General features: G+C 56.5%; 13 protein-coding genes. 6 read left to right on the top strand and 7 right to left on the bottom strand.

Features of this window, described 5'->3' with window-relative positions; genetic code table 11:
• Nucleotides 1-4: 4 nt before the first annotated feature.
• From OHL22_RS02655 to OHL22_RS02640, 4 genes are all read left to right on the top strand, one after another.
• On the top strand, nt 5-1,384 hold the full coding sequence (locus tag OHL22_RS02655) for a sensor histidine kinase (protein ID WP_377819794.1): 1,380 nt from the start codon (nt 5-7) through the stop codon (nt 1,382-1,384).
• 150 nt (nt 1,385-1,534) lie between these two features.
• On the top strand, nt 1,535-2,131 hold the full coding sequence (locus OHL22_RS02650; protein WP_263332898.1) for a dihydrofolate reductase family protein: 597 nt from the start codon (nt 1,535-1,537) through the stop codon (nt 2,129-2,131).
• A gap of 72 nt (nt 2,132-2,203) precedes the next feature.
• Entirely contained in the window at nt 2,204-2,680 is a 477-nt protein-coding gene (locus tag OHL22_RS02645; RefSeq protein WP_263332896.1) for an SRPBCC domain-containing protein, read from the top strand.
• Nucleotides 2,635-3,114, top strand: coding sequence for an ArsR/SmtB family transcription factor (locus tag OHL22_RS02640; protein ID WP_263332894.1), 480 nt, complete (start codon nt 2,635-2,637; stop codon nt 3,112-3,114). The genes OHL22_RS02645 and OHL22_RS02640 overlap by 46 nt, the downstream gene beginning before the upstream one ends.
• Nucleotides 3,115-3,140: 26 nt before the next feature.
• Here the strand turns inward: OHL22_RS02640 and bshA are convergent, their stop codons facing one another.
• The 3 genes from bshA to OHL22_RS02625 all read right to left on the bottom strand — a co-directional run bounded on the left by bshA (nt 3,141) and on the right by OHL22_RS02625 (nt 7,196).
• On the bottom strand, nt 3,141-4,295 hold the full coding sequence (gene bshA / locus OHL22_RS02635; RefSeq protein WP_263332892.1) for an N-acetyl-alpha-D-glucosaminyl L-malate synthase BshA: 1,155 nt from the start codon (nt 4,293-4,295) through the stop codon (nt 3,141-3,143).
• Between the two features lie 562 nt (nt 4,296-4,857).
• Nucleotides 4,858-5,694: a DUF4097 family beta strand repeat-containing protein gene (locus OHL22_RS02630; RefSeq protein WP_263332890.1), complete on the bottom strand. Its 837-nt coding sequence runs from the start codon at nt 5,692-5,694 to the stop codon at nt 4,858-4,860.
• 302 nt (nt 5,695-5,996) lie between these two features.
• Nucleotides 5,997-7,196, bottom strand: a complete 1,200-nt coding sequence (locus OHL22_RS02625; protein ID WP_263332888.1) for an efflux RND transporter periplasmic adaptor subunit — start codon at nt 7,194-7,196, stop codon at nt 5,997-5,999.
• Nucleotides 7,197-7,460: 264 nt separating this feature from the next.
• Here OHL22_RS02625 and OHL22_RS02620 point away from each other — a divergent pair, with 264 nt between their 5' ends.
• Nucleotides 7,461-8,852, top strand: coding sequence for a hemolysin family protein (locus OHL22_RS02620; protein WP_263332886.1), 1,392 nt, complete (start codon nt 7,461-7,463; stop codon nt 8,850-8,852).
• 187 nt (nt 8,853-9,039) lie between these two features.
• Nucleotides 9,040-11,937, top strand: coding sequence for a ligand-binding sensor domain-containing diguanylate cyclase (locus tag OHL22_RS02615; protein ID WP_263332884.1), 2,898 nt, complete (start codon nt 9,040-9,042; stop codon nt 11,935-11,937).
• Nucleotides 11,938-11,944: 7 nt separating this feature from the next.
• Here the strand turns inward: OHL22_RS02615 and OHL22_RS02610 are convergent, their stop codons facing one another.
• Genes OHL22_RS02610 through OHL22_RS02595 form a run of 4 tightly spaced genes read right to left on the bottom strand, consistent with a single transcriptional unit; the run spans nt 11,945 to nt 15,892 of the window.
• Entirely contained in the window at nt 11,945-13,057 is a 1,113-nt protein-coding gene (locus OHL22_RS02610) for an ABC transporter permease (protein WP_263332882.1), read from the bottom strand.
• Complete coding sequence (locus OHL22_RS02605) at nt 13,054-14,097, bottom strand: ABC transporter ATP-binding protein (RefSeq protein WP_263332880.1); 1,044 nt, start codon at nt 14,095-14,097, stop codon at nt 13,054-13,056. Before OHL22_RS02605 ends, OHL22_RS02610 begins: the two co-directional genes overlap by 4 nt.
• Nucleotides 14,094-15,158, bottom strand: coding sequence for an HlyD family secretion protein (locus OHL22_RS02600; RefSeq protein WP_263332878.1), 1,065 nt, complete (start codon nt 15,156-15,158; stop codon nt 14,094-14,096). Before OHL22_RS02600 ends, OHL22_RS02605 begins: the two co-directional genes overlap by 4 nt.
• Nucleotides 15,155-15,892 (bottom strand): TetR/AcrR family transcriptional regulator, encoded by a 738-nt coding sequence (locus tag OHL22_RS02595; RefSeq protein WP_263332876.1) that lies wholly within the window; start codon nt 15,890-15,892, stop codon nt 15,155-15,157. Before OHL22_RS02595 ends, OHL22_RS02600 begins: the two co-directional genes overlap by 4 nt.
• Nucleotides 15,893-15,921 lie beyond the last annotated feature (29 nt).

Below are 15,921 nucleotides of genomic sequence, written 5' to 3'. Positions count from 1 at the left end.
TACCATGAAATGCGTGGCCGACCATAAGCTCATTCTGATTACGCTGCTCGTCAAGCTGGGCATTGCCGCTTCGGTATCGAGCGCGCTCGCCAGGTCACGCGTATTTCAGCGGCTGCTTTTTGCCGAGCGGCGTCAGGCCCGGCAGACGTTGGCTCTGCTGGCCTTCTTCCTTGTTCCTCTGACGCTCGGCGTCTGGGTCCGTATTCGCGTCCAGAATTTTCTCGCTGCCGACATCTCCTTCGAAATCACAACCCTGCTCGGACTGCTGTTTGGGCCGGGCTGGGCCATGCTCGGCGCGCTCGTTCTGTCCATTCCTGCGGAATTCCACCACGAATATCTTTCAGCACCGTTCCTCATGGCGGTCGGGTTGGTCTCGGGCATCTTTGGCTCCTGGATCGGCAAGGAGGCGGCCCGGGAGGATATCTGGTCGTTCACGCCATTTCTCGATCTGAGCCTCTGGCGCTGGGTCCGCCGTAACCTGCGTCAGCCGAAGTTTGACCGCCAGATTCTGCTGCTCATGCTGATTCTGGTGATGATTATTGCGCGTGATTGGCTTGCCAGCCACTATCCACATCGCCTGTTTGCTTTGCTCACAGATGCAGTCTGGCTGCAATTGCTGGTATGGCTTTCCGCTCCGATCGTCGTCGGCATTTGCCTGAAGATGTGGAACGCCCTGCGCATTGAGCTCAAGCTTGAGGAACAGAAGCGTCTCGTACTGGAAGCCCGCCTCGACGCGCTTCAGCGCCAGATCAATCCGCATTTTCTCTTCAATACACTCAACTCCATTGCTTCGCTGGTCCGCTTCCGTCCCGATCAGGCGCGAGAAATGATCGTCAAGCTGGCGAATCTGCTCCGGGGTCTTTTGCGTGACCACGACACCTACGTCCGTCTGCGCGACGAGTTGCGCTTTACCGACGACTATCTCGATATCGAGGTCGTCCGCTTCGGTCCGGAAAAGCTGCGCGTCGTTAAAGAGTTGGACGAGCGAACGCTCGATCTGCCGGTCCCCAGCATCTTGCTGCAGCCTCTTATCGAGAACAGCATCAAGCATGGACTGGAGCCGCGCATCCACGGCGGCACCATCACCATTCGCAGCCGCATGCAACAGGAAAGCTTTGTGGTTGAGATCGAGGACGACGGTGTAGGCATCGTAACCAAGCCTGCCTCTGGCATCGAACGGCGGGGCGCGGGCATCGGTCTCAAGAATGTCCGCGAACGCCTCGAAGTCCTTTACGGGACGCACGCGCGTTTCACTGTCGTCTCGCGCCCAGGCCGGGGAACCCTGGTTTCGATCGAGATTCCCTATGACCCGGAATACGACCCGGAAGTTGAAGCCTCCGACCCTAGGCCGAGCAGAGTGCAGGATATAGCCGGCAAAGCCTGATTTGTTCCTGAAACCGGGAGGCCAGAGGATTCTCCAAAAATACCGAAGTATTCACTTGACTATTTCGACTCTTCGACTAATACTCAAGCAATAACTTCACTGTTGTCCATCGTTCGAAGAGGGATGACGTGAAACTGGAGGAGAAGGAAAATGAGAAGGTTAATTGTTTTCAATCACATATCGAGCGATGGCTACTTTACCGACGGCAACGGACAGTTCAATTGGGCAAGTCATCTTAGCAACGATCCGGAATACGCGGCCTTTGTGGCAGAGAATGCGAGTGGAGAGGGGCACCTTATTTTCGGGCGCATTACCTACCAGCTCATGGCCAGCTTCTGGCCGACGCCAACCGCAGCGCAACAAATGCCCGAAGTAGCCCGAGGCATGAACCGTATGCGCAAGACTGTTTTTTCGCGTACGCTTCAGGATGTCTCCTGGAACAACACCGAGCTGATCCGGCCGGCAAACGATGATCTCGCCGCCGCAGTGCGCGAACTCAAGGAGCAGGATGGTCCCGGCATGGCAATCATGGGCAGCGGCAGCCTCGTCGCGCAGCTTGCCCCGACCGGCTTGATCGACGAATATCAGCTGGTTCTGAATCCGCTTGCGCTGGGCAGCGGTCGCAGTCTCTTCGAAAAGATACCCCGATTGCTTTCCCTCAAGCTGGCCAGCTCGCGCATATTCAATAACGGCAAGGTATACCTGAATTACGTGCCGGCCCGATCGAATCCCCAATCGAGCCCATGATTGAGTGCCTGACCAAGTGTATGGTCGAACTTTGTTTTGGCACTTAACATTCAAGGAAGCGGAGGAGCATCCATGGAGCAGTTACCCGTCGTACACAGCACATTCGTTCTGGAGCGCAGTTTTGCTGCTCCGCTAGACCGGGTCTTTTCCGCGTTTTCTGATCCAGCGAAGAAGCGCATCTGGCTCAGTGAAGACGGAGATCATCCGGTCGACTCATTCGAGATGGATTTTCACCTCGGCGGCATCGAGCGGCTGGAATATAAGCTGGGAGACGACACGCCGTTTCCAGGAACACCGCTTGTCAGCCTCAGCATTTTTCAAAACATCGTAGACGGCGCAAGAATCGTGCAGGCCAGCCGCATGACATTGGGCGGTCATTGCATCTCGGCAACCCTGGTAACGTTTGAGTTTTCGGCTTCTGATGAGGGAACCGGCTTGACGGTCACGCATCAGGGAGCCTTTTTTGAGAGGTCGGACGGTCCTCAGATGCGAGAGGGAGGCTGGTGCCGGCTGATGGATTCTCTCGGGAATTATCTTCATTCAGAATGAGCGATTTAAAGGGAAAACAAAAACAGAAACTTGAGGAAAATTCTGGCTCCAGCGCTGGCCAGAATTCTCCTCCAGATGCTCATCGCTCACCAATGGCCGCCGAGGGGGAGGCAAAGATAGCAATCGTCTTCCACGCGCTGGGAGATCCGACACGCAGACGCATTCTAGAAATGCTGAGCGCCGGGCCCCAGTCCGTTTCGCAGCTGGCAGAGCCGCTTGGAGTAACGCTGACAGCCGTGATGCAGCACCTGCAGATTCTCGAACAATGCGATCTTGCCCGAACCGAAAAGATTGGCCGTGTGCGCACTTGCAGAGTGGAAACATCTGGCTTTGCCGTGCTGGAGCAGTGGATTAAAGCTCGGAAGACTCCCTTGGAGCAAAGCCTCGATAGGCTCTCAAAATTCCTTATAGAAGAGCAAGATAAGCGTGAATAGCTCGATTGAAGTTTAAATAGAGGTGCCTACGTAACAACGGGTTCGCCAGCGAGTATCGACTCGTAGAACTCAATGTATCGCGGCAGGATTTTCGTCGAGCAGAAGCGATCCTGAGCAGTTTTGCGTGCTGCCTTGCGCATGACTTCGTGACGTTCGCGATCCATTAGCAAGGCAATCGCCGCCGCCGCCATCCCATCCACGTCACGTATTTCGAACAGCATTCCATCCACGTCGTCCGTGATCAGCTCCGGCACGCCCCCGACCCTAGTGGCGATCGCCGGTGTCTGGCAAGCCATCGCTTCCAGCGCCGCCAGGCCAAAGCTCTCCATTTCGCTGGGCATAAGCATCAGATCGGCCAACGGGAGCAGTTCGTTCACACGGTCCTGCTTGCCCAGAAAATGAACGCGATCCTGAATTTCGAGCGTGTGCGAGAGCCACTCCGCAGTTGACCGGTCCGGACCGTCGCCGATCAGAATGAGCTGCGCCGGAACCTGATCGGCAATCTGTGCAAAGACCTCGACCACATCGGTTACACGCTTGACCGGTCGGAAATTCGAAAGATGCACTAGCAGAAATTCATCGTCCGCGGCAAAGCGTCGTCGCGCTGTCATCCGTGCTTCCGCGTCGGTAAAGGGCTTGTACACATCGCAATTGACGAAGTTGTGCACTACTTCGATGGGTCGCTTGACGCCAAAACTCGTCTCCGTTACCCCTTTCAGATAGGCCGAAATGCTCGTGACTCCATCGCTCTGGTCGATCGCATACCGGGTAATCGGCAAATACGACCGGTCCATGCCCACCAGCGTGATGTCGGTGCCGTGTAGCGTCGTCACAAAGGGCAAGCGTTTTCCCCGTTCAGCCAGCATCTGCCGCGCCAGGAGTGCCGCCACCGAATGCGGAATCGCGTAATGCACATGGAGCAGATCGAGCTTGTAGTATTCGGCTACCTCGGCCATACGCGAGGCCAGCGCCAGATCGTACGGAGGGAACTCGAAAAGGGGGTAATTCGAGACCGGCACTTCGTGGTAGAAGATGCCGGCTTCACGGCCGGTCAGACGAAACGGCTGCGAATAGCTGATGAAGTGAACCTCGTGCCCCAGGGCCGCCAGTTCGATGCCGAGTTCGGTAGCGACCACGCCGCTGCCGCCGTATGTTGGATAGCAAGTGATTCCAATGCGCATAAGCCTGCATGATACGACGAGGTACCCACGGTCAAGGATTCGCGGATCCAGTCAAAAACACGGTAAACCTGATACGGAAGGCGGTAAACGTGGAGCGCGGTGCGGACCGAAACGCAGCGTTTAGCAAATTTCCTGCGGATACGAAAGAAATTTCTTTGAATATCTTCGACCGATGTTATAGTTCAGAGAAAAAGTAGGCGAGACCCGTCCCGTGGAGCACTTCTCAAGCCTCGCCCAGGAAGGCCTTATCGGTGAGACCGCTTTTTCACCGGTAAGCTTGTGTAAACCGTTACAAAACCGTCCCAACCCCCTCGCGAACAGCAAAGACTGAGCCGAGGGGGTTTCCATTTTTCTGAAATACCTGAAACCGCACCTGCAAACGAGTGAAAAAAGAGGCGAGGCCCGTCCCGTGGAGCCCATACCGAACCTCGCCAGAGGAACACTCGTTAAGAATTGCTGGATAAACGCAGGGAAGTCCCGCACGTCAATCCTCAGTGGCAGCCAGAGTGAAGATCGAACTCTCTGGCTCAATCAGCTTGTGGTGCGCCAAAGCGGCGCAGTCTTAGTGAATCCGAATATCCCCGGAGCCAGTCTCGACGCGAACCAGAGGTCCGCCGCCGTTTACTTTCCCGGTAATATGGTGCCGCTCAAACGATCCCTGCACCACCATCTCGCGATCCGTCTTGATATCACCCGACCCAGTGGAAGCCTCAAGTGTGAATGATGCCTGGCTCGGCCAGATCTCCACGCTGCCCGATCCCGTCGTTACCTTCCAGTCAGCTTTTGGAGCGCCGCTGAGCTTGATATCGCCAGAGCCAGTCTGCGCCTTTAGTCCGCCGGAAACATTCTTCAGCTCAATCGTTCCTGAGCCGGTATTGGCTTTTACATCGCCGGAGCCCACTTGCTCCGCATAGATATCACCCGACCCAGTCTCTACCGTGAAGCTCTGCTGCAAACCCGTCGCGTGAATCGTTCCCGACCCCGTGTTCAGACGGGCATCGACGCCCACGCCCTCATCCGTCACATCGCCCGAGCCCGAGCTTGCGGAAAGGAAAGCCTTCGCCGGCGCCTGAATGTCGTAGTCAATGGAGATATTGTGCAGATTCTCGTGATCCAAGCCGATCCGGACAATATCACCCGTTTGCGAGATCGGAGGATTATCCGCAATCTGCTGGACGCGATCCGAGTTGCCATCCCATCCATTCGAATGCACATGTCCGGAGATATGAATCTTGCTGTCCGATCCGGGATGGATGTGGATGTATCCCGAGCCTGTTAAAATATGGAGAGTAACGCTTCCTGAAACCTGAAGAGTGCGGTCAAAATTTGCCTCGGAGGCAAATGCCGGAAGAGCGGCCAGCGCCACTGCTAATCCCGATGCTGCAATCCAACGTTTCATCGCGTTCCTCACAATCTTCTTCGCAACGGGATGCTTTTCCGTTCCCGTCGGAGTATTTTGAACCGTTGATTTCAGTTCAGCGTTTACCCCGCGCCAACTGAACCAACCATCTTATGCTTCCTTGCCAAAGTCACGCTACGATCTCTGCATGAAAGCGTTCAACACTTGGTAATAGCAGCTTCCGTGCCAAACGTTCTCATATTTAACTTGTTCATAATCAATAACGTACCTAGCATGGCGGCCAAGGCTTTTTCGGGTTCCTGTCCGCAATCGCGACGTAACTGTCCGAATCCGAACATGGCTTACTGCAGCACGACCGCGTCGCCTTCCTTCAGTCCACCAAGTATCTCCGTCATCGAGCCGTTGGAGATTCCTACTTGCACCGGTACTTTGCGTGTCCCCTCCTTCTTGTTCTTATCCGGCACGTTCACATAGGTTTTTTTCAGGCTGTCATAGACAACCGCGTTCTCAGGCACCTGAAGCACGTTTTTGTGCTCTTCCAGAAGAATCTCGGCATTGGCCGTCATCTGAGACTTCAGCTCGCCGCCCGGATTGCTGATGGAGACCCGGACCTCAAACGTAGTCACGTTGTCCTTTTCAACGCCCATGGGAGAGATCTTCGTTACCTTGCCGTAAAAGTAGCGATTAGGAAAGCTCTCGACCTTAATGCGTGCTGGCTGCCCCATGTAGACATGCGCAATGTCGGCCTCATCCACCTTGCCCTTCACATACACTTCGCTGGTGTCGCCCAGAGTCATCACCAGAGTAGCCGTCGATCCAAGCACCAGGATCGAGCTGACCGCATCGCCAATTTCGACATCGCGCGAGAGCACCACGCCATCCATGGGAGCGACGATCGTTGTGTAGCTGAGCTGTTCCTCTAGCTGCTTCAGGCTGGCTTCAGCCTGTGCCACCTGCGCTTGAGCCTGTTTCAGCTTTGCGGTATCCACGCCAATCTGCGCCTGTGCCGCATCTTTCTTGTTGAGCGCCGCCAGATAATCGCGATTGGCATTGTCCAGTGCTTGCTGGCTTACGACGCCATCCTTCTGCATCTGCATATTGCGATCCAGGGTCGTTTTGTACATGGGCAGGTCCGGCGCAGCGGCGTTCACCTTGTCCTGCGCGATCGCAGCCTGAAAGTTGGTGACATTCGCCTCTGCGGCTGCGAGTTGGGCTTTTTGCGCCGCTACTTGATCCAGAATCTCCTGCTGGTCAAGCTGTGCCAACGGCTGCCCCTTGTGCACACGGTCATTGATATCCACAAACAGCTTCTCGACGATGCCCGAAGCTTTAGATTTCGCCTCGACCTGTGTGATGGGCTGAATCTTTCCCGTAGCGACTACCGAGCGGACGATGTCACCGCGCGTCACCTTGGCCATTTTGTTTGGATCGACGCCATTCCCCGAGGCCAAACGAGCCAACCCTACCCCGGCAACAACGATGAACAAAACTACCGCCAAACCGATCCAGAGCCATAGCCGGCCCTTCTTCTTCGTAGCCACGTGCGGCCTCCCGACTCTTCTACCTAACCGGTGTCCCTACTGATTGTTCTCTTGCACTTCAATGTCCACGCGCCGAGCAGAGAGAACAGCTATAGATCCCAAAGCATTCATACGTGAGCCCCAGCAGATTGGTTCCGCAAGACGATTCAGGCTGGAAGACGATCCAGGTCCGGACGTAAGGCGAACCACTTTGCTGCCCCGAATCGGACACTGAACAGAATGCTATCTAACGCGAATGTTAGACTCACCCTGTAAACAAGCGTCATGCACGGCCTCCCTCTGCTCCAAATCGTTGCCGTTGCCGTTCTCATCCTCGCCAACGGTTTTTTCGTCGCCGCAGAGTTTGCTCTCGTCTCAATGCGCGATACCCGTGTCGAGCAGATGGTCGTCGCGAAAGTTCCAGGCGCTGGGTCCGTCCGCCGTCTGCAACGCGACCTCGACGCGTTCCTGCCCGCTGTTCAACTCGGAGTAACGCTCTGTTCGCTCGCCATTGGCTGGCTCGGTGAACCTACCGCCGCCGGTATCTTCCTCTCCTGGATCGAACTGCTGCCGTGGAGAATTCCGCATGCGGCCATCTACGCCCATTTCGCAGCCGTTTCGCTCGGCTTTGCGCTGATCACCTATTTTCATGTTCTGCTCGGCGAGCTGGTTCCCAAGTCGCTGGCCCTGCGCCGGGTGGAGAACATGGCCTTGGCGGTCGCGGCGCCGATGCTTTTTTTCATGACCGTAACCCGGCCGGCAGTGAAGCTGCTGCGTGGTTCGGCGACGCTCGTTCTTCGCGCCTTTCAGGTCGAGATGTCGCACGAGGCCAGCGTTCACTCGCCTGAAGAGTTGAAACTGATCGCTACGGCGGCGCGCCGCATGGGTGTTTTGCCCCCATTTCAGGAGCGCCTCATTCACCGCGCGCTTGAGCTCGATGAAGTTCCTGTGCGGGAGATTATGACGCCACGCCAGCAGATCGTGTCCCTGGCAAGCAACACGCTGATTGAGGCTGCCAGCGCCAGCGTCATCGATCACCAGCACAGCCGTGTTCCGGTCTATGACGAAACACGCGGCCCGGAACACATCATCGGTGTTGTCTACGCCAAGGATCTCGCACGTCTCATGCACTTTCGTGGAGCTGTCGGCCTGCGGGCCAGGGCAGCCGTTCAGTCTGTCTCCGCCTTTTCCGATCTGCGTGTCAGCCAGATCATGCGCGACGTGCTGATGGTTCCAGAGACCAAGACGGTCCTCGACCTTATCAAGGAGTTCCAGCAGCGTCGCCGCCAGATGGCCATTGTTGTCGATGAATACGGCTCAACCGTCGGTCTTGTCACCGTCGAGGATGCCATTGAACAACTGACCGGCGAGCTCGACGATGAGTTCGACGATCCCGCGCGACCGATTCTGACTACAGCCTCGGGCGCGTTGCTCCTTGAGGGCAGCGTCAACCTGCGCGATCTGGAAACACAGATGCAATGGCATCTGCCGCGTGACGGCGGTGTGGAAACACTCGCAGGCTTCATGCTCATGCGCCTCGGCAGAATTCCGAAAAGCGGCGAAAGCGTCGTGTATGAAGGCCGCCGACTGACTGTGACCGAGATGGAGGGCCGTCGTATCAAACAGATCCGGGTTGAGCCGATTGAGCAGCCAGAAGCCGTCTCTGCGCAAGCCTAAGCTACTCGCGTACAGAACCGAAAATCAGCTGGCCGCAGTTGGGACTGGCTCGGCCAACCGGTACGTTTCAGGCACATTCGGCGAAAAATCGAAAACTTCTTTCGTGCAAGGACAGTTTCCATGTCGAAAATTAAATAAGCACCCGCTTCAACGCAGAACAATTAAAATAATCGGATAGTTTCTCCGGATGATTCGGCCGTATTCGCTGTTTCGTACAACCCTGTTCGCTCTGATCGCCCTTGCGCCGGTGCTCTTCGCCGTATGCGTCTCCGCGCAGGAGCGGACGTATCGCCAGTACGGGCCGAGTGACGGCCTCGCCAATCTGGGCATCAACTGCCTCTTTCAGGATCACATTGGCTATCTCTGGGTGGGTACGGACAACGGTCTTTACCGGTATGATGGCAGCGCCTTTCAAAGTTTTGGCCATACCGAGGGTATCGAAGATACCGAAATTCGCAGCGTAGCCGAAGCCCCCAATGGCGATCTATGGGTTGCGACCCAGGGTGGCATGGCGCGGCGTTCCGGATCGCGGTTCCAGAGCGTGGATGTCGGAGCAAAGGGACTGTTTCTTGCAGTAGCCTTTGATGATGCCGGTCATCTCTATCTCGAACACACTTCCGGCATCCTGCGCGGCACGCCCGACGGCAGAGGTAATTATCAATTCACCCGCGTCGTCTCCGGCTCTGTGGGCGGCATGCTCATTCGCGGTGAAGATGTCTGGTTCCGTCGAGATGGAGATCTTTGGAAACTGAGTGGCGATTCTCTTGAAAGAGTAGGCTCTCCTGCCGGGCTGCCATCCGATCTTTGGGGAGCCATTGCCTTTGATGCTGCCGGTAATCTGTGGGTTCGCAGCCCTTCGCATCTCTACGAGCGGCCCAAAGGGGAATCGCGTTTTGTCGATCGCTCGGAAGGTGTCCCCAACGCACAGTCCATTCGTCTCTTCGCCGATGTGCATGGCCGTCTCTTCGTTTCGACAGTCGCAGGAGTTGTGATCTTCGAAGGTTCGAAGCGGATTTATCTCGATCCCGCTCACGGCCTGCCTTCGGATGTTGCTGGCCCCGTCCTTCTTGACCGTCAGGACTCTCTCTGGATCGGCATGCGTGGCGGAGGTTTGCTGCGTCGTCTTGGGCAAGGGCAGTGGGTTTCGTGGCGCAAATCGGATGGCCTGCTCAACGATAGTGTCTGGTCGATGATGCACGATCACGCGAACCGTCTCTGGGTCGGAACCAGCGGTGGGCTAAGTATCTTCGGTCCCGATGGCAAGGTCGAACACACCTACTCTTCGCACAACGGTCTCGCGGGCGATAATGTTTTTGCTATAACCGCCAGCCCGGCAGGAGATGTTTTTGTCGGAACCGCTCCTGCCGGCGTCAGCCGTTTCGATGCGGAGGGTAAATTCCTCGGCACGTACGCGGCGGCGGCAGGACTCAAAGCAGATCAGGTCAATGCACTGCTCATCGACCGCAATGGCATCCTGTGGATCGCGGCAGCCTCCGGAGGTTGCTTCCGAAGCACCGCTCCGGTCGACGGACGCAATCCCATCCGGTTCGAGCATGTAGCTGTTCCCGGCATCGCAGCGGATGACTATTTCTATGACATCCATGCCGACCGGCAGGGCCGTCTCTGGATGGCAACATCGCGCGGAGCGGTCAGCTTCGACGGCTCCCGTTGGAAGGTCATCACCAAGGCCGATGGACTCAAGGCGTCCGATCTGGTATCGGTTGTGCCGCATAACGGAGATCTGTGGATTGCCTATCGCGATGCCCTCGGCCTGGCCCGGATTCAATTCAACGGCGATCGCATCTCCATTAAGAGCTATACGCAGCAGGATGGTTTATCTTCCGATCTGATCTATGCGCTGGCATTCGATCACCTTGGCAGTCTCTGGGTCACAACCGACAACGGTGTCTCCGTTCTGGATCAGGATCGATGGATACGCTACGGAACAGAAGATGGCTTGATCTGGGATGACGGCAACGATCACGCCATTTATATCGATGACGATCGCGGTGTCTGGCTGGGTACAGGCCGCGGGCTCTCCTTGTTTCACGAGCCACCGTACAAAATCCCCCCGCGGCCCCCGGTCGCCGTCATCACTTCAGCCATTGGCGAATCGCAAGAGTATCAGCTCACAGAAAATCCGAAGCTCGAATACGCCCAGAACTCACTACTGCTGCAATTTAGCGCCCTCAATTTCGCTACCGAAACCCGCACGCATTTCCGCTATCGTCTCCTCGGCTCAAAAGGCTCATGGATCGACACGACGCAGCGCAGTGTCCACTTCGAGGGGTTGCCGCCTGGAGACTACGTCTTTGAGGTCATCGCTGCGGGTCCCAATGGCTTGTGGAGCACGACTTCGGCAAAATTCGCCTTTACTATCAGGCGTCCCTGGTGGCTGAGGTGGTGGTTTTTCATTCTGTGCGCGCTGGCAATTTTTACGCTTGTCAATGCGATCATTCGTTATCGTGTCGGCCGTCTCATCGCACAGAAAGAGTTGCTTGAGCGGCAGGTCGCCGAGAGAACGGCTGAGTTGCAGGAGAGCCATCGCCGCCTGGAAGAGATTGCCTATCACGATGCGCTTACAACTCTGCCCAATCGCCGCATGTTTACCGATGAATTTCGATCTCTGGTTTCACTTGCGAAACGTCATCGGCAGGTCTTTGCGCTCCTGCTGGTAGATCTCGATACCTTCAAAGAGATCAACGACTCCTACGGTCACGACGCGGGCGACGCGGTTCTTATGCAAACTGCAAATCTGCTGCGTGCCTCTGTGCGCGAGAGTGATCGAGTCGCCCGCCTCGGCGGCGACGAGTTTGCCGTGCTACTCATCTGGCCTGCGGATACAGCGGGCATCTATACCGTTGCGCAAAGAATCGTAAGTGCATTCGCATCAGGTCTGCCGTTTCGCGGATCGACGCTGCAGGTTACATGCAGCATTGGTGTGGCTGAGTTTCTCTCCGACAGCGATGATCAGGAAGGGCTGTACAAATGCGCCGATCTCGCGCTCTACGATGCGAAGAATGCGGGCGGCAATCAATGGCGTCGCTATCACGAGGAACTCACCGCTGAGCGGCCTTCGGCGTAAAGCAGCCCTAGAGTGTTCGCTTGAACAGAGGCGTTGCAACCAGCAGCGTTACGATTCCGAAGCCAAACAGAAAAGCCAGATCGAAACGTATCGCAACCCAGCCACCATCTTTCAGGAAGATCGCCTTAAGCCCATGGACCGCATAGGTGAAGGGATCGCAGATCGCAATGGCCTTGAGCCACTTGGGAAATCCGCTGATCGGCGAGATCGCGCCGCTCGGGAAGAATAGTAGCGTATTCAGCACGCCGAACATGGCGCGCGGCACCAGCGGATCTTCCACCCGCACCATCATCAGGAACATCATTCCGTTGAATGCAACTGAGGTCGCAACAATCAGTGCAAACAACTGCAGCGCGATCATGGGATGGAAAATGACGCCGAGCCCAGCCGCCAGGCTCCCGATTAGCGCCAGGGTGATGCCCGACAGCACGGCTTTGATGGTGCCCGCAAGATTGAGCCCAAGCACCAGTTCAAGCCGCGTAATCGGCGTGACTAGAAATCCCTCGTGAATGCCGCGCGCCTTGTCATCGATGTACAACATGCCCCCGCCGATCATGACGGCCACATACATGGCCAGCGCAACGGAGCCAGACAACAGGTACTTCATGTACTCGACGTATGGATACAACTCCACGATCTTCAGCGCAATCGACTGCACCACGAGCGGCTGAATCTGCGGTGCATTGAGTGCATCCACCAGCGATTGCATCTCCTGCTCAAGCGCTCCGCTCATCGTCTGGTCTGTGTTGTCCACTACCAGACCGATAGCCGGCGAATCATCGGCAAGCACTCGCCGCGAATACTGCGATGGAATAATGACGGCGCCGTCGATCTTGCCTGTGCGCACGTCTTCACGAGCCTGCTGCTCATTGTCGTAATCCACCGTCGTAAATGTACGGATGTTGACTGCGATCGACTGAAACGCTTCGTGAATCTTCAGCGCCTGCGATCCGTGATCGTAATCCACTACGCCGATCTTCGCGTTGCGTATCTTGCCGCCAAAAGCATTGCCCAGCACAACAAGCTGCACCAACGGCAGCATCATAGAAACCATCATGAGAGCAGGCGAGCGGAAGAACTTCCGCATTTCGCGTTCGACAATCGCAAACATTCTTGTCATGGCTGCATCCCCGGACGTTGCGGCATCACGAATCCGTGCGCCTTCACCTGTTCGTCACGTAGCTGACGGCCTGTGTAGTAAACGAAGACATCATCGAGCGTCGTATTCTGAACACTCAATCCCTTGATGACTTGACCTTCACGCGCCGCCAGTTCCACCAGTTGCGTCGTTGTCTGCGAACCATTGGCCGAAAGCACGCGGTAAAGCCCATTAGCGTGTGATTCAACGGAAGTCACTCCCGGCAGTTGCTCCAGCTTTGATTGCCACTCTGCATCCTCGCGCTCAAACTGCACCTCCACCACGCTGCTGCCCGGCACAGTTGCTTTGAGGGCGAGCGGAGTATCGAGCGCAACCAGTTTGCCATGATCCACAATGGCGATGCGATCGCATAGCCGGTCAGCCTCATCCATGTAGTGCGTGGTGATCAGAATGGTGAGCTTGCGTCTCTCCTTCAGTCGGTTCAACATCTCCCAGACCGCCACGCGCGACACTGGATCAAGGCCAGTCGTGGGCTCATCAAGGAAAAAAATCTGCGGTCCGTGCACCAAGCCTCGCGCAATCTCAAGCCTGCGCCGCATGCCCCCGGAGAGAGTCTTCGTCTGTGCCTTGCGCCACTTCGTCAGATCCACTGCTTCAAGCAGTTCCGCGATATTCTTTTCGCGGTGAGCCTTGGGAACCTCGTACAGCTTGGCATAAATCGTGAGGTTCTCCTCCACTGTCAGATCGATATCGCTCGTCATCGCCTGCGGAATTACGCCAATCGCGCGCCGCACTGCATCCGATTCTTTCGACACATCGTGACCGGCCACAACCGCTCGCCCCGCAGTCACCGGAATCAGCGTCGTCAGCATGCGGATCAGCGTGCTCTTGCCCGCGCCATTCGGCCCCAGCAGGCCAAATATCTCGCCATCTCCCACGTTGAACGAGACGCCTTTGACAGCCTCAAAATCGCCATACCGCTTCACGATGTTGTCCACGCCAATGATGGTGCCTGGCGGAAATGCAGCGGTCTCGGCCTGGTCCTTCAATGCCGCAGTCATTGCTTCACCAGCTTGTCTTTCGGTATGTAGACTTCGGCCAGCATTCCCGGCACATATTTCTCGCCGGGATTATCAATCAGCAGCTTCAGCCGAATCGTTTCGATATCCCGCTTGCGCCGGCTCACATCGCGCTGTGTCGCAAAGTCTCCTTCTGCCGATTTCGCAATCACTTTGCCCCACAGCGTCGCACCGCTCGGCATCACTACCCGCAACTTGTCGCCAAGCTGCACCGCGTCAGCTTCGGTTTCCGGCAGAGGTGCATACACCCACGTCTGCGTAAGATCCGTCACCGTCACAATCGGAGTGCCCGCTGCGACAACCTCGCCCTGCCGTGCAGCGCGCACATTCACTTTTCCCGCGATAGGGGAAAGCACTCGCGCGTAATCAAGATTCACTTGAGCCTGATTCAGCAGCGCCTGCGCATTCTGATAATCGCCGCGCGTCGATGCCACGGTCTTCGCAGCCGCTTGTGCTTCGATCGTGTTCGCCTGTGCCTGCTTCAATGAGGCCCGCGCTGCGGCAACAGTCTCCTTCGCGGCATCTATGGCGGCCTTGTCGGCAGCCAGCGCTGTCGTCTGCTCATCGCTCGATTGCTGGCTCATGATGCCTTGCTTCGCCAGCGCGACGGTGCGCGTTGTATCGGCCTGCTGATGCTCGTATTGCGCCTGAGCCTGCAACAGCGATGCCTGCGCCGTTCGCACCTGTGCCTCCGCATTGAGCACCTGGCTTGACGTGCTGCCCGTGGTTTGCCGCTCGGTGTCGCGCGCGCCCTGCACTTTGAAGTGTTGGCTTTCGGCAGCCGCGGCAGCCGCAGCCCGCGCTGCAGCCAGGTCGTCGCTCTGGATCGTGGCAATCAACTGTCCAGCCTGTACCTGATCGCCTTCATCCACTGTCAGCGTCTGAATCCGTCCAGGAATGCGCGAGCTGACGATAACTTCATTGGCGTCCACCGTGCCGATGAGCTGTAGGTCTTCGCTGTGATTGGTCGAGAAAAGATACCAGGCAAGCGCAATAACGAAAAGAATGCCGAGGATCATGAAGACACGGTTCCTTGCACTCATGCAAACTTCCTCCGCAATTGAAAATCTTTGACTTCAGGCATAGGCATCTGCCGAAGCACTTTCTGGACAAGTTTTGCTCCATGCGCGCGATCGACGAACAGGGCATTACCCCACAATTGAACGGCGCCGCGCCGCCTTGCCTCCAGCGCTTGCGGATGAAACGGTTCGATCCCAAGCGCTGTAGCAACCATCGGCGCACTGAGAAAGTAGAAAACGTTTGTGCCAAAGATGGCATAAACCACCTGCATGGGCTCTGCCTTGCACAGTTCTCCCGCACGGACACCTTCCTCAACAGCGGAAAGGAGCCTCTCCATCAGTGGCCGGAATGTGGACTGGAAAAAAGCCGTTTCTCCATGGTGCTCATTGCGTTGAACACGCACCATCTCCTGCTGCAACAGGCTTTGAAACTCATGCTTGGTCAGGATGCGATCGAAGTGATTGAGCGCGCACCGCAATAGACGTTCCCCAGGGCTGTACTTCGGGTCGAGAGCTGCCAGCGCATTATGCACCACCTCTGCGGAAACAGACTCGATTGCGGCGCTATACAACCCCTCTTTATTCTTGAAGTAGTAGTAAAGCAGCGCCTTGTTGGCGCTGGCCGCCTGTGCGATCGCATCGATTCGCGCGCCCGAAAGTCCGTGTGCCCCGAACTCGCGAATGGCTGCTTTCAGAATCGCCGCCCTGGTTTGCTCTGCACGGCTGCTGTTCGTCGAAATGGTTTTTGAGTTCGTCATTAATTAAACAGTTAGTTAATACTAGCACG

The sequence above is a fragment of the Acidicapsa dinghuensis genome (assembly GCF_025685685.1).
Classification (GTDB): domain Bacteria; phylum Acidobacteriota; class Terriglobia; order Terriglobales; family Acidobacteriaceae; genus Acidicapsa; species Acidicapsa dinghuensis.
Note: the sequence above shows the minus strand (reverse complement) of the source record. Positions and strands in the feature narration are given on the sequence as shown.